At 71.4% G+C, this 12,751-nt stretch carries 14 protein-coding genes; 5 read left to right on the top strand and 9 right to left on the bottom strand.

Annotated elements, in window-relative coordinates; all coding sequences use genetic code 11:
- The first annotated feature begins 50 nt into the window (after nucleotides 1-50).
- Entirely contained in the window at nucleotides 51-1,496 is a 1,446-nt protein-coding gene (locus tag AB0D46_RS28500) for a hypothetical protein (RefSeq protein WP_362881605.1), read from the top strand.
- A gap of 10 nt (nucleotides 1,497-1,506) precedes the next feature.
- A complete protein-coding gene (locus AB0D46_RS28495; protein WP_362881603.1) occupies nucleotides 1,507-1,746 on the top strand; it encodes a hypothetical protein in 240 nt (79 codons plus the stop codon).
- A gap of 90 nt (nucleotides 1,747-1,836) precedes the next feature.
- Here the strand turns inward: AB0D46_RS28495 and AB0D46_RS28490 are convergent, their stop codons facing one another.
- From AB0D46_RS28490 to AB0D46_RS28475, 4 genes are all read right to left on the bottom strand, one after another.
- The gene (locus AB0D46_RS28490) at nucleotides 1,837-2,397 is read right to left on the bottom strand and encodes a hypothetical protein (protein ID WP_362881601.1); all 561 of its coding nucleotides are present in this window, start codon (nucleotides 2,395-2,397) and stop codon (nucleotides 1,837-1,839) included.
- Between the two features lie 296 nt (nucleotides 2,398-2,693).
- On the bottom strand, nucleotides 2,694-3,482 hold the full coding sequence (locus AB0D46_RS28485; protein WP_362881600.1) for an ABC transporter permease: 789 nt from the start codon (nucleotides 3,480-3,482) through the stop codon (nucleotides 2,694-2,696).
- Nucleotides 3,479-4,480, bottom strand: a complete 1,002-nt coding sequence (locus tag AB0D46_RS28480) for an ATP-binding cassette domain-containing protein (RefSeq protein ID WP_362881598.1) — start codon at nucleotides 4,478-4,480, stop codon at nucleotides 3,479-3,481. The genes AB0D46_RS28485 and AB0D46_RS28480 overlap by 4 nt, the downstream gene beginning before the upstream one ends.
- Before the next feature lie 78 nt (nucleotides 4,481-4,558).
- Nucleotides 4,559-5,227, bottom strand: coding sequence for a DUF4097 family beta strand repeat-containing protein (locus AB0D46_RS28475; RefSeq protein WP_362881597.1), 669 nt, complete (start codon nucleotides 5,225-5,227; stop codon nucleotides 4,559-4,561).
- Nucleotides 5,228-5,477: 250 nt separating this feature from the next.
- Between AB0D46_RS28475 and AB0D46_RS28470 the strand changes: the two genes are divergently transcribed.
- Nucleotides 5,478-6,038 (top strand): hypothetical protein, encoded by a 561-nt coding sequence (locus tag AB0D46_RS28470; RefSeq protein ID WP_362881595.1) that lies wholly within the window; start codon nucleotides 5,478-5,480, stop codon nucleotides 6,036-6,038.
- A gap of 7 nt (nucleotides 6,039-6,045) precedes the next feature.
- Here AB0D46_RS28470 and AB0D46_RS28465 read toward each other — a convergent pair whose 3' ends face one another.
- A complete protein-coding gene (locus AB0D46_RS28465; protein ID WP_362881594.1) occupies nucleotides 6,046-6,261 on the bottom strand; it encodes a hypothetical protein in 216 nt (71 codons plus the stop codon).
- Nucleotides 6,262-6,284: 23 nt separating this feature from the next.
- Nucleotides 6,285-6,629, bottom strand: a complete 345-nt coding sequence (locus AB0D46_RS28460; protein ID WP_362881592.1) for a DUF6233 domain-containing protein — start codon at nucleotides 6,627-6,629, stop codon at nucleotides 6,285-6,287.
- Nucleotides 6,630-6,832: 203 nt separating this feature from the next.
- Here AB0D46_RS28460 and AB0D46_RS28455 point away from each other — a divergent pair, with 203 nt between their 5' ends.
- Nucleotides 6,833-7,240: a YciI family protein gene (locus AB0D46_RS28455; RefSeq protein ID WP_362881591.1), complete on the top strand. Its 408-nt coding sequence runs from the start codon at nucleotides 6,833-6,835 to the stop codon at nucleotides 7,238-7,240.
- A gap of 8 nt (nucleotides 7,241-7,248) precedes the next feature.
- The gene (locus tag AB0D46_RS28450) at nucleotides 7,249-8,394 is read left to right on the top strand and encodes a DUF6596 domain-containing protein (protein ID WP_362881638.1); all 1,146 of its coding nucleotides are present in this window, start codon (nucleotides 7,249-7,251) and stop codon (nucleotides 8,392-8,394) included.
- A gap of 74 nt (nucleotides 8,395-8,468) precedes the next feature.
- On the opposite strand, the gene AB0D46_RS28445 is transcribed toward AB0D46_RS28450, so the two are convergent.
- From AB0D46_RS28445 to AB0D46_RS28435, 3 genes are all read right to left on the bottom strand, one after another.
- Nucleotides 8,469-9,005, bottom strand: a complete 537-nt coding sequence (locus tag AB0D46_RS28445; RefSeq protein WP_362881589.1) for a hypothetical protein — start codon at nucleotides 9,003-9,005, stop codon at nucleotides 8,469-8,471.
- A 123-nt stretch (nucleotides 9,006-9,128) separates the two neighbouring features.
- Entirely contained in the window at nucleotides 9,129-11,798 is a 2,670-nt protein-coding gene (gene rph / locus AB0D46_RS28440) for a rifamycin-inactivating phosphotransferase (RefSeq protein WP_362881587.1), read from the bottom strand.
- Between the two features lie 288 nt (nucleotides 11,799-12,086).
- Nucleotides 12,087-12,623, bottom strand: coding sequence for a hypothetical protein (locus AB0D46_RS28435; RefSeq protein WP_362881585.1), 537 nt, complete (start codon nucleotides 12,621-12,623; stop codon nucleotides 12,087-12,089).
- Nucleotides 12,624-12,751: the final 128 nt, after the last annotated feature.

Raw genomic sequence — 12,751 nt, 5'->3', positions numbered from 1 at the left:
TGAGACGACTTTGCCGTCGCCAACACGCCTGTTCTAGAGTCCCCGTGTGCTTGATCGCTTCGGGGGATATTTTCATGGTCATGACCATACGCGGAATGCCGTCGGCATCCGTTCAGGCAGCCACTGCCTCCACACCTCTACCCTGCCAGCGGCGACCGGACATATTCGGCCAGCCCCTGCTGACGGACCCGACTGCGGACAAGACGGGAGTTCCGCTCCAGACGCGCAGGCGCCAGGCCCTCACACGGGCCGCGCGGCAGCTCTGCTCGTCCTGCCCCCTCTGGGCGCAATGCCTGTGGGATTCCGTCGCCCAGTCCGATCCCGGCGGCTACGCCGCGGCCACCACCCGACAGGACCGGCGGTGGATTCGCCGCCGGATCGGACTCGGTGACGCACAGGGGCGACTGACGGGCACTCAGGAGTACGAGGACCCTTCGTCGGACGTCCATGTCGTGCTCGACGCGTTCGACGCGCTCCAGGAACACAGGTCCGGCCGGACGAGCCGGACGATTGCTCCGGCGTCGGCCTGCACCGGAGCGTGGGCGGCGCAAGGCCCCGGGACGCAAGGGGAACACCGAGTCTTGGCGGGCATCCCACCACAGGCCGGTCAACAGGAAGCCCACACACGCGAGGTATCGATGGCGGCACCGACGAGCCAACGGATCACCTTCTCGCTCGACGATCCGGCCCGCGCCATCCAGGAGGCCGTGCTCGGCCCCCTGGTCCACGCGACGCTGCCCACCCTCGACACCACCCGGCAGATCGCAGCGATGCTGCTCCGGGCACCCACCGGTGGACTCACACCGCAGCTCCTCGACGGCCTGCGCCTGGCGCACCGGTCTCTTGAGGCCTGGCGGGCGGCTGCGGGCGACGCCTTCTCGGACCGGCCGCCGGTCCCGGGTCTCACCGGATCGGTCGGTGTCGAGCTCGCGACCAGCGATCCGCTGGCCGCGCTGCGGCAGGACATATTCGAGCCACTGCTGCACCGGCTTGCCGAATCGATTCGCCGCATCAAGGTGCTCACCGCGATGCTGAGCGACGCCCCGGACGGCGGCGACTCGGACCGTTCGCTCCCGAACGGGCGTGAGGTGACTGCCATGTATGTTGCGCTGTGCGAACTCGATGTCCGCATAGAGGAATACACTGCCGTCGCACCGCCACGGGCGCAGCCTCAGACCGGACCCGCTGACGCCGTTCGACGCGCCTCGCCCCTGCGGTCCGTGCCCGACACCGCTCCGGCCGGAGCGGTTCCGCCCGCCTCGTGGAGCGCACCGAGTCTGCGGCAGGCCGTGGAGCAGGCGGTCGCCTCCTTCCCGGGGCCGTTTTCCGGTCGGGACGTCCTCTCGGCGCTGCCCCCGGGGACTTACCAGGATCCGGCGAAGTCGGTCAGCAACGCCCTGTCCGCGATGGCCAAGTCCGGTCGTCTGCTCCGCATATCCCGCGGCACCTACGCCGTCGCATCCCCGTCCACCGGCGCCATCGCCGCAAGCTCCTGAGGGCCTTGCCATGCACCCGACCCACCCGGTCACCGAAGTCCGCGTCTTCTCGCAGAACGCGGGCCTGATCGACGGTGTTCCCGTGACGGCTCCGCCGTTCGTGGACATCGAGGACGTCGTCATCTCCATCCTCCAGCAGCGCGCCCAGGACATGGGCGGTCCGACGACGGCGACCATCGCCGACGACCGCTACGGCGGTGCGATCCGGCTGCTGATCAACCCGGACGGGAGCACCGAGTCGTTGGACTGAGCACCGCGCTCACCGATTCCACGACCCCCCGCCCATCGGGTCGTCTCCGCTCCGGCGGGCGCCGGAGCGGAGACGACTCCGCCGGGATCGTCAGGCGGCCTTCTTGATCAGGTCGACCTGGACCTTTGCCGCGTTCGACAGGTCCTCCTTCCTGGCCGCGCTCACGTAGGCGACCACGTTGCCGACACGCAGGATCACGTCGGCCCTGCCACCGCTGATGTTGAACACCTCTGTCTCGTCCGCGCCGATCTCCAACGGCAAATCCCCAACGGAGTCCTTGCGCGCGAAGGTCCTGTTCACCAGGGCGGTCGACGCCGCCTCCGCGGCCTCCTGGGCCCCGAACGAGTAGAGGGTGAACTCGATCTGCCTGTCAGTCGCATCCTTGGCCACGACCAGCTTGCGGCCCACGCCCACCAGCCCGTCGCACGGGGTACTGGTGCCCTCCTCGCACGGTTGGCGTGCCTGATCGCCCTCCAGCACCACCGCGTCCTCACCGCCGAAGCTGACGAGGCCGTTGCTGACGCTCTTGTTGGTCGGCATCGCCGACCGGAGCTTATGGGCTCCGGTCGACTCGTCCTTCTTGCCCACGCCGTCGAGTCCGACCTTGGCCGCGTCCTCCGTGTCACCACCACAGGCGGTCAGCAGCGTCATCAACGCCACCGCACACACGGTGCCCCGCACAAGGCTCTTCACTTTGAACTCCATTCACATCCGACTGGCTTGGAGACCCCACCCAATCACCCGGGCCCGTCCCATCCGTCCTCGGGGTGGGAACGGGGCGGCGGGTGCGGAGCGATGGCTTCCGCACCTCGGGGCAGCTGGACCTCGCGGGGTTGCGGCCGGTGTCTGGGCCGGACGCGAGAGGGGCGGCGTGCTCCGACGGGGTGTCGGGGTACGCCGCCCCTGGGGCGGAGGCCGCGGGGAGGTGGCCCGCGCTGTCACTGCGGTTACTTCGGGTCGCGCTTGAAGGAGGCGGTGGACCAGCGGTAGCCGAGGGCGGCCAGGGCGAGGGACCAGGCCAGGGCGAGCCAGCCGTTGTGGCCGATCTCGGTGCCGAGCAGGAGGCCGCGCAGGGTTTCGATGGCGGGGGTGAAGGGCTGGTACTGGGCGATCGGTTGGAACCAGCCCGGCATCGCGTCGATCGGGGTGAACGCGCTGGAGATGAGCGGCAGCAGGATCAGCGGCATCGCGCTGTTGCTCGCGGCCTCGGCGTTCGGGCTGACCATGCCCATGCCGACGGCGATCCAGGTGAGGGCCAGGGCGAAGAGGACGATCAGTCCGAAGGCGGCGAGCCACTCCAGAACCGTGGCGTCGGTGGAGCGGAAGCCGATGGCGACGGCGACGATGCCGACGAGGACCACGCTGGCGACCGACTGCATGACGCTGCCGATGACGTGCCCGATGAGGACCGAGCCCCGGTGGATGTTCATCGTCCGGAAGCGGGCGATGATGCCCTCGGACATGTCGGTGGAGACGGACACGGCGGCCCCGATGACGGTGGAGCCGATGGTCATGAGCAGGATGCCGGGGACGACGTACGCGATGTAGGCGGAGCGGTCGGCGCCGCCGCCGAGGCCGGCGCTCATCACGCCGCCGAAGATGTAGACGAAGAGCAGGAGCAGCATCACCGGGGTGAGCAGCAGGTTCAGGGTGAGGGAGGGGTAGCGGCGCGCGTGCAGGAGGTTGCGGCGCAGCATGGTGGAGGAGTCGCGCACGGCGAGGGAGAGGGTGCTCATCGGACGTTCTCCTTGGACTGGGCGGGCTGGGCGGGCTGGACGGGCTGGGCCGGCTGCGTGTGCGGGGCGGGGACGGTGGTGTTGCCGGTGAGGGCGAAGAAGACGTCGTCGAGGTCCGGGGTGTGGACGGTGAGTTCGTCGGCCTCGATGCCGGCCGAGTCGAGCCGGTCGAGGATGGCGCGCAGGTCGCGCTGGCTGCCGTCGCTGGGGAGCTGGAGCGCGAGGGACTCGTCGTCGCGGGTGGCGGCGTGGAGGGTCGCGGCGGCGGACCGGTAGCCGGCCGGGTCGGTGAAGCGGAGGCGGACGTGGCCGCCGGGCACGAGGCGCTTGAGTTCGGCGGCGGTGCCCTCGGCGGCGATCCGACCGTTGCTCAGGACCGCGATCCGGTCGGCGAGTTGGTCGGCTTCCTCCAGGTACTGGGTGGTGAGGAAGACGGTGACGCCGCCGGTGACCAGTTCCCGGATGATCTGCCACATGGTGTGGCGGGAGCGCGGGTCGAGGCCGGTGGTCGGCTCGTCGAGGAAGATGATCCGCGGGCTGCCGACCAGGGTCATGGCGATGTCGAGTCGGCGCTTCATGCCGCCGGAGTAGGTGGAGGCGGGCTTCTTCGCGGCTTCGGTGAGGTCGAAGCGTTCCAGCAGTTCGGTGACGGTGCGGCGGCCCTCGCCCCTGGGGAGGTGGTGGAGGTCCGCCATGAGGAGCATGTTCTCCTCGCCGGTGATCAGGCCGTCCACGGCGGAGAACTGGCCGGTGACGCCGATCGCGTCGCGCACGGCCCCGGGGTCGACGGCCAGGTCATGGCCCGCGACGTGCAGGGCGCCGGCGTCGGCGCCGATGAGGGTGGAGAGGATCTTGACGGCGGTGGTCTTGCCGGCGCCGTTCGGGCCGAGCAGGGCGAAGACCGTACCGGCCGGAACCGTCAGGTCGATGCCGTCGAGGACCGTCCTGTCGCCGTAGGACTTGCGCAACCCGTGCGCCACGATGGCCAGGTTCGTCATGAGGGGTGTCGCTCCTTGTGAGGGCTTGCGGATTACAGGGGTTGCGGGTGGGAAAGGGGGGCGGGAGATCGCGGGCGGTCAGAGGCTGCGGGCCGTGATGTCGCCGTACGAGGTCGTCGCGTGGATGTGCAGGTCGGCGGCGCCGGTGGTGTTCCTGAGCCCGTTGTGGATCCGGCCGTACGAGGTGTCGGCGTCGAGGCAGGCGCTGACCCCGGCGGCGGCCTCGATCGACAGGTCGCCGGCCTCGGTGCGCAGCGTGACCGTGCCGCTCGTGGCTTCGCCGACCTTGACGTCGCCCTTCCGTGTGCTGATCTCGGCGGGGCCGCCCAGCCGGCCGACGGTGATGTCCCCGGCGGCGAGGACGAGGCGGGCGCTCGCGGTCTCGTCGAGCTCGATGGAGCCCTGCGCGCCCTCGAAGCCGACGTCGCCGAGCCGCCCGACGCCGCGGAACTCGGCGGCCGCCGCCTTGGCTTCGACGCGGGAGCCGGCCGGCAGGTGGACGATCACCTCGACCGCGCCCGTGTTCCCGAGGAGCTTGCCCTTCGGCGCCGGGGCCGCGATCCGCAGGACGCCGTCGCCGTACTCGACGGTGGCGTGCTGCGCGGCCTCCAGGTCGCGGCTCTTCGAGCCGTCCGCGGGCAGGACCTCGACCGTGGTGTCGGCGCGCTCGGCGGCGACGAACCGGATGCGTCCGGCGGGGATGTCGAGGACGGCGGAGACGGCGGCGGGGGTGGCGAACTTCTGCATGTTGACTTCCTTCGACTCGTTGTTTCCGATGAAGGAAAAGCTACGTTGCCTTCATCAATACGGCAACAACTTCGTTGCTCAAGTCAGCAATAATTACAGGTCAGATGCCAGTAATCGTTGCAATGATTCGAAGGAGCAATGCAACACGACTGCGGCGTGCGTTGCATTGAACAGACGTGAACGCTCGGATCGGGTGCTGGAGCCGGGGCGTCGGCGGGCCAAGGACCGGTGAGCCGGGAGCCATGGGTCGGTGTGGGCGGCCCGGACTGACGGGGAAAGCGGGGCGAGCAGCTCGGTCGCCGTCGCGCCGTCGGCCCCGTCCAGCATCCAGGGCAGCAGGACGGCCGCGTGCGCGTCGATCAACCGGGCGTACGACCGGCTGAAGTTCGTCCACTGGTCGGGGGCGAGCACCCACGGCGTCGCGACGGCCGACCGGCCGGCCGCCCGGATGACGCCGAAGCAGGAGGGGCGCTACGGCGTCCTGGTCAGGGCGAACAACCGGTTGATGGCCTCGGGCACCGCGTCGGGTCCGACCGCCGGCGCCGCCGCTCTGGTCATCGCGAAGGCCGTGACGGCCCGCAGGCCCCGTACCCGCTACACCGCGGGCCGCGACGCCGCGCCGGTCACCCGTCTCGTCCGGGTGCTGTCCAACCGCACGCCCGACCGTGTGTTCGCCGCCAACCTGCGCCACCTCCACCTTCGGGGCCGTCGCCTGACGGGCACGTCGCCTGACGGGGACGGACGCGGGAAGCGGGCCCGTCCCGCCGGGGCCCGCCGCACGGAGTCGGGGTCGGGGTCGGGGCGGCGGTAGCGGGGCGCTACGGGGTGTGCCAGGTGGCGGGGCCGCCGCCGCGCCAGTCGATGAGGCCTTCGCCGTAGGGGGCGACCTCCTCCGGGTCGCGCCCGGCCCGACGCAGGAGTTCCAGGACGTCGGCGGGGCCGAAGGCGCGGCCGGGGATCTCACCGTCGACGCGGACGCGGCGCCCGCCCTGTTCGTCGGGCGGGTAAACGATCACGGGGAGCGGGTCATCCATGGTTCAAGGGTGCCGCCGGCCGGTCACTCCAGCACCCCGAGGGCGGTGTCCGGCCGGCACTGGGGGCAGGCGGAGACACCCTCGGCGAGCGCTCGCCGGACGGCGTCCCGGTCGGCGGGCCGGCAGCGCGTACGGGTGTCCCAGCAGGTGCCGACGTGTACGCGGACCGCCGGCCGGCCGGTCCCGATCCCGTGCTCGACCAGCCATTCCGCGGGCGCCGGCGGCGGCGCGGGCGGCCCCTGCGCGGCCTCGTACGCCGTACGCCGCTCCTCGGCGGCGATCCAGTCGCGCGTGCGTTGCAGGTCTCTGACCTGGACCTTCTCCAGGAAGCGGAGGAGATCGAGACGCGATGACTTATTTTCGGACACAAGTTCGATTATAGGCCAGGGTGAGGCCGCCCGATGGGTACCGGGAGCGCCCCCGCGGCACGCCGTGCCCGGCCCGCCGGGGTGCTCGCCCGGACGGGTTCGAGAAGAATTCGGCGGCGATGTCGAGAACCCGTGGGCGGCTCCGTCCCCGTGGTGAGAGCGACCGGCGACCACAAGGGGTCGCACCAGTGAGGAGAACGAAGATGGCCAAGTACCTGCTGCTCAAGCACTACCGCGGCGCCCCGGCTCCGGCCAACGACGTGCCGATGGACCGCTGGACGCCCGAGGAAATCTCGGCGCACGTGCAGTACATGCACGACTTCGCGGGCCGACTGGAACGGACCGGCGAGTTCGTCGACGGTCAGGCGCTCGCCCCCGAGGGGGCGTGGGTCCGCTCCGACGGCGAGGGGCGCCCGCCGGTCACCGACGGACCGTTCGCCGAGACCAAGGACCTCATCGCCGGCTGGATGATCATCGACGTGGACAGCTACGAGCGGGCCGTCGAGCTGGCCGGGGAACTGTCGGCCGCGCCGGGGGCCGGCGGCAAGCCGATCCACGAGTGGCTGGAGGTGCGCCCCTTCCTGTCCGCGCCGCCCACCATCACGGAGTGACGTCACCGATGGACGAGCTCCTGCTCAGGCGGCTGACGCCGAGCGTGCTCACCGTCCTCGTCCGCCGCGGAGCCGACTTCGCGGCGGCCGAGGACGCGGTGCAGGACGCCCTGGTCGAGGCGCTCCGGGTCTGGCCGGCCGACCCGCCGCGGGACGCCAAGGGTTGGCTGGTCACCGTCGCCTGGCGCAAGTTCCTCGACGCGACCCGCGCCGACGTCTCCCGGCGTCGGCGCGAGGACCGCGTCGAGGAGGAGCCCGCGCCCGGACCGGCGGTCGCGGCGGACGACACGCTCCGGCTCTACTTCCTGTGCGCGCACCCGTCGTTGACCCCGGCGTCCGCGGTGGCGCTCACCCTGCGCGCCGTCGGCGGGCTCACCACCCGCCAGATCGCCCGGGCCTACCTGGTGCCCGAGGCGACCATGGCGCAGCGCATCAGTCGGGCCAAGCGGACCGTCTCCGGCGTGCGCCTCGACCGGCCCGGGGACGTCGCCACCGTGCTGCGCGTGCTCTACCTGGTCTTCAACGAGGGCTACTCCGGCGACGTCGACCTCGCCGCGGAAGCGATCCGCCTCACCCGGCAGCTCGCGGCCGCCGTCGACCACCCGGAGGCGGCGGGGCTGCTCGCCCTCATGCTGCTCCACCACGCCCGGCGTGCCGCCCGGACCGCGCCCGACGGCAGCCTCGTACCGCTCGCCGCACAGGACCGGGGCCGGTGGGACACCGTGATGATCGCCGAGGGTGTCGGGATCCTCCAAGCGGCCCTCGCGCGCGACCGGTTGGGCGAGTTCCAGGCCCAGGCCGCCATCGCGGCGCTCCACGCGGACGCGCCCGCCGCCGAGGAGACCGACTGGGCGCAGATCGTCGAGTGGTACGACGAGCTGGCGCGCCTGACCGACAGCCCGGTCGTACGGCTCAACCGGGCGGTCGCCGTCGGGGAGGCCGACGGTCCGCGCGCGGGGCTGCGGGCGCTCGCGGAGCTGGACGCCTCGCTCCCCCGCCACACCGCGGTGGCGGCGTACCTCCACGAGCGCGACGGCGACCGGGCGACGGCGGCCCGGTTGTACGCCGAGGCCGCCCACCAGGCGCCCAACCTCGCCGAGCGCGACCACCTGACGCGCCAGGCGGCCCGGCTCAACGCGGGCCGGGGTCAGTGAGGGACGGGGCATCGTCAGGAGTGCGCCACCCTCCACCAGGCGATCGAGGACTGAATCCCGCTGTACGAGGCAGGTCACGCCCGGCCGCCCACTCGGCGCGGTAGCTGTCGCCGGCACTGCCGCTGCCGCCTCCCGTACGACCAGGTCACCGCGGTCATCAGGGGCGGGATGGCGAACAGTGGTGCGAAGACGAAGGCCCAGACGGTCCGGGCCGTACCGCCCGACATGTACGTCTGGCTCTCGACGGTGAAGGCGACCACGAGTTGCCACAGTGCCACCAGGACCAGGAGGGCCGAGGCCGTCCGAGCGAGCGCGGCAAGGGTCCGGGGTCGCAGCGGCTGCCACCGGTCGCTGACGAGGAGCAGCGGAAACAGGGCGGCCAGTTCGGCGAGGACGGAGAGGCCGACGACGTACGCGATGCCCCAGCCGGGGATGTCGAAGACGTCCCGCAGAACCTGGTCGCTGTAGCCGACGTGGATCCCGGATGCCATGGCGATGCGCCACAGGCCGGACGGGAGGGCGCACAGGGCGATGGCGTGGGCGGCCCGGCGGGCCCAACGGGGAGCGGGTACGGGGCCGGAGGCGGGCAGCGGAGCGGTCGCTGTGGTCATGCCCCCATGCTGGCCGTGGACACGGCAGTCACGCGTCGTCCGCCACGGCGGACCGTCTCCGCCGTGCGGCGGACGCACACCCCGCTCGGGTCATACCTCAGCGGGGCGCGCGTCCGTGGTCCGTCAGGGAAGGATCTCGACGTACCCGTCCGTGCCGTGCACGCGGATCCGCTGCCCGTCCCGGATCAGTCGGGTGGCACCTTCCACGCCCACCACGGCCGGCAGGCCGTACTCCCGGGCGATCACCGCGCCGTGCGTCATCAGGCCGCCCACCTCCGTCACCAATCCGGCGATGCCGACGAACAGCGGTGACCAGCTGGGGTCCGTGAAGGTCGTCACCAGGATGTCGCCCGCTTCGAGGTCGGCCCGCGCCATGTCCAGGACGACGCGGGCCCTGCCCTCCACGGTCCCCGCGGAGACCGGTACGCCGACCAGGGCGCCGGCCGGCACGTCGTCGCGGCGGTAGGACCCGGTGAGGCCTTCACCGTCCGAGGTGAGCACCCGGGGCGGCGTGAGCGCGTGGTGCGCCCGGAACGCCTCCCTGCGCCGCTGGACGAGACGCGGGTCGACCGGCCGATTGACGCGCACGACCTCGTGCAGTTCCTGGAAGGTGAGGTGGAAGACGTCCTCCGGCTCGGCGATCGCGCCCGCCGCCACCAGACGCTCGGCCTCCTCCAGCAGAGCCCGCTTGTAGACGGAGTAGCGGCTGATGATGCCGTACTTCGGGTACTCCCGGTATCCGATGAAGGTGCGGACCTGGTCGATCATCCGCCGGGTCTCGTCGGCCTTGCGGTCCCCGTCCGGCAGGGCGCGCAGGCGTGACAGCACGTCCTGTTCCTTCCGCAGCGCCTTCTGCCGGCCCTCCTCGAAGCGCCGTTCGGCGGCGCCGGGACCGAAGTTGCGCACGTTGTCGAGGATCGCGGGGATCAGCGTGGTGGGGCGCTCGCGCCAGCGCGGCCGGGTGATGTCGATCTCGCCGACGCAGCGCATGCCGTACCGGTCGAGGTAGCCCTCGATGGCGTCGCGCGCTTCGGTGCCGCCCGCGAGTTTCGCCAGTTCGTCCAGGAAGCCCTCGTCCTCGACGCCTTGCAGGAACGTCACCACGTCCGGCCGTGGACGGATCACGTCCGCGACGTCGAGCAGCGCCAGCCCCATCTCCGACGTGATGTTGTCGGGGGCGGACAGGGTGAGCGTGTCGGCCGCGTTCTTCTCGCCCAGCCACTCGTACAGGTTGTCGTTGAGCCACCAGGTGGCCTCCATGCCGGCCATGATCGCCTGCATGCTCAGCGGATCACTGAGGACGCGTTTGTGCTCCTCGAAGGCCTCCAACAGGTAGTCGAAGAGCTCCGGTCCGGTCTTCGTCCGGATGTCGCGCTCCAGCGCGGCGATGGACGTCCGGCTGCGTTCGATCAGCGCGGTGACGATCGCCGGGTCGGTCTCGATCGGGTCGGGCGCGCCGGGGGCGGGGGGTCCGCCGGGAGCCGCGGCCGGGGTCGTCTCCGGAGGCGACGGGAGGAAGTCGTCGCGGCCGAGGACGGTCTCCAGGGCGTCCCTGATCAGCGGATCGGCCTTGCCCACGGCGTCCAGGAGGCCGGCGCGGCTCTCGGGCGCGCTCAGGCGCGGGGTGACGTCGACGAACAGCCGGCCGCCCGCCTCGTGCATCGGCACCATGGCGGTCAGCTGCCACATGGAAAGCCCGAGGGCCTTCATGGGGTCGGTCATCATCTGCCCGTGACCGACGGAGACGTAGACGCGGTTCTCCCGGTCGTCGCGCTCCGGGACGGGGAACAGCGTCGTGATCGGACGGCTCTGCACGATCCGGAAGCCGTCGTCGACCAGACACCATTCGATGTCCTGCGGACGACCGAAGTGCGCCTCGATCCGCCGCCCGAGTTCCACCAGCCGCACGACCTGCGCGTCCGTCAGCGACGGCTCCTCCTGCCGGCGCGGGTCGATCGGCACGTCCCCCGTACCGCCGGCCGGCAGGGCGCGCACCGCACGCCGCTTGACGGCGATCGCCCTGTCGACGACCTCCCCCTCGCGCACCCTGAAGACGTCCGGGTTCACCAGCCCGGAGACCAGGACTTCACCGAGGCCGAAGCCGGCGTCGACGGTGGCGACCTTCCGGTTGCCCGTGACGGGATCGGCCGTGAACAGGACGCCGGCCGCGTGCGGGAAGACCATCCGCTGCACGACCACGGCCATGTCGACCGTACGGTCATCGATGCCGTTCCGGCGCCGGTAGCTCACGGCCCGCTCGGTGAACAGCGAGGCCCAGCACCGGCTGACGTGTCGAAGGACCGCCGCCGGGCCCACGACATTCAGGTACGTGTCCTGCTGACCGGCGAACGACGCCGTCGGCAGGTCCTCGGCGGTCGCGCTGGATCGGACGGCGTACGCCGCTTCCTCACCGAACCGGGCGAGCGCGCCGGTGATCGCCGCGGCGAGATCGTCCGGAACGGGGATCTCCTCGATGGTCCGGCGGATCTCCGCGCTGAGCGTACGGATCGCCTCCCGGTCGTCCGCGTCCAGGCGCGACAGTCGGTCGAACCGGTCGTCGATCGACGGCGCCTGCGCCATGACGCGCCGGAAGGCGCTCGTCGTCACGCAGAAGCCGTCCGGCACGCGGATTCCCTCGACCCGTGACAGTGCGCCCAGTTGCGCGCCCTTGCCGCCGACGACCGCGAGCTGCGTCTCGTCGACCTCGCGCAGATCCCGTACGTACGGCTCGCTCTGCCGGCTCTCCCGGCTCTGCTGGCCCGGCTGCTCGTTCCGCTTGTTCTGCTCGCTCATCGCGATCCCTCCGCAACGGTGCCTGTTCCGGCGTCATCGCGTCCCTCGTACGCCGACAGCAACACACGCACGTCGTGCCCTCATTTCCGCAGGTGGTGGCCTAGACCGAGGATTCTCCGCCACCACCGGGGCCTTGCCGCAAGCCCCCCTGTGCGCTATACCTTGGAAGTGCGGGGAGAGCGATCTCCCCGCTTTTCGTTTTCCCTGCTTCTCGTTTTCCCCCGCGGTCCGGGACCTCGCGCGCCGGTCGGCGCGTGCCGCGCCGTACGGATCGGCCGCGTCCGGACGTCAGCCCTCGTTCGCGGCGGCGAGTGCCTCGGCGATCAGGCGGGTGGCGAAGTCACGGTCGGCGGTGATGCGGTTGATGTGCTCCGCGAGGAGGAAGGCGGTGGCCTCCAAGGGGTTCATCTCGGCCTGGGTCCACTCCCCGTACTGCCGGCGCCACAGGTTCGGGCTCAGCTCGATGCCCGCCGCGATGACCATGCCGGCCATGGTGGGGATGGTCTCGGGGCGGACGCTCCTGGGCATCGCGCGCATGGAGGCGACCAGGCTCGGGACGACGTACTCGACGACGTCCTTGTCCTGGGCCTCGTGCGCTTTCCGCAGCCACGTCATGAACATGTAGATGAGCGTGCACGCGCCGTCCAGGAGGTCACGGACCGCTTCGGCGTCCATGGAACCGGCGAGTTGGTCGACGAGCTCCCGCTGCTCGGGGTCGGTCTCGGTCCTGCCGTCGTAGACGGCCTTGAGCCGTGAGTCGATCATCATGAGCGCCGCGCCGACATCTCCGGGGGAAGCGTGCTCGGGGTCACAGGGCGATGACACAGGTTCCTCCTCGTGTGGCTGCCGCGGGCAGCACCTGATCCGTACGTTAGGCCGCCGATCGGCCACCGTCCGGCAAATGCCGATGGGCGTCCCCTGGTTCGTTGGGCACGCCGACCATGTCGCGGCGA

This window comes from Streptomyces sp. NPDC048383 (genome assembly GCF_040651775.1).
GTDB lineage: Bacteria > Actinomycetota > Actinomycetes > Streptomycetales > Streptomycetaceae > Streptomyces.
This window is presented reverse-complemented; position numbering and strand designations above follow the sequence as displayed.

Excerpts from the sequence above, each read along its gene's own strand:
- AB0D46_RS28495 (WP_362881603.1), top strand. The coding sequence starts at position 1,507 with ATGCACCCGACCCACCCGGTCACCGAAGTCCGCGTCTTCTCGCAGAAC.
- AB0D46_RS28490 (WP_362881601.1), bottom strand. The coding sequence starts at position 2,397 with ATGACGCTGCTGACCGCCTGTGGTGGTGACACGGAGGACGCGGCCAAG.
- AB0D46_RS28485 (WP_362881600.1), bottom strand. The coding sequence starts at position 3,482 with ATGAGCACCCTCTCCCTCGCCGTGCGCGACTCCTCCACCATGCTGCGC.
- AB0D46_RS28480 (WP_362881598.1), bottom strand. The coding sequence starts at position 4,480 with ATGACGAACCTGGCCATCGTGGCGCACGGGTTGCGCAAGTCCTACGGC.
- AB0D46_RS28475 (WP_362881597.1), bottom strand. The coding sequence starts at position 5,227 with ATGCAGAAGTTCGCCACCCCCGCCGCCGTCTCCGCCGTCCTCGACATC.
- AB0D46_RS28465 (WP_362881594.1), bottom strand. The coding sequence starts at position 6,261 with ATGGATGACCCGCTCCCCGTGATCGTTTACCCGCCCGACGAACAGGGC.
- AB0D46_RS28455 (WP_362881591.1), top strand. The coding sequence starts at position 6,833 with ATGGCCAAGTACCTGCTGCTCAAGCACTACCGCGGCGCCCCGGCTCCG.
- AB0D46_RS28450 (WP_362881638.1), top strand. The coding sequence starts at position 7,249 with ATGGACGAGCTCCTGCTCAGGCGGCTGACGCCGAGCGTGCTCACCGTC.
- AB0D46_RS28445 (WP_362881589.1), bottom strand. The coding sequence starts at position 9,005 with ATGACCACAGCGACCGCTCCGCTGCCCGCCTCCGGCCCCGTACCCGCT.
- rph (WP_362881587.1), bottom strand. The coding sequence starts at position 11,798 with ATGAGCGAGCAGAACAAGCGGAACGAGCAGCCGGGCCAGCAGAGCCGG.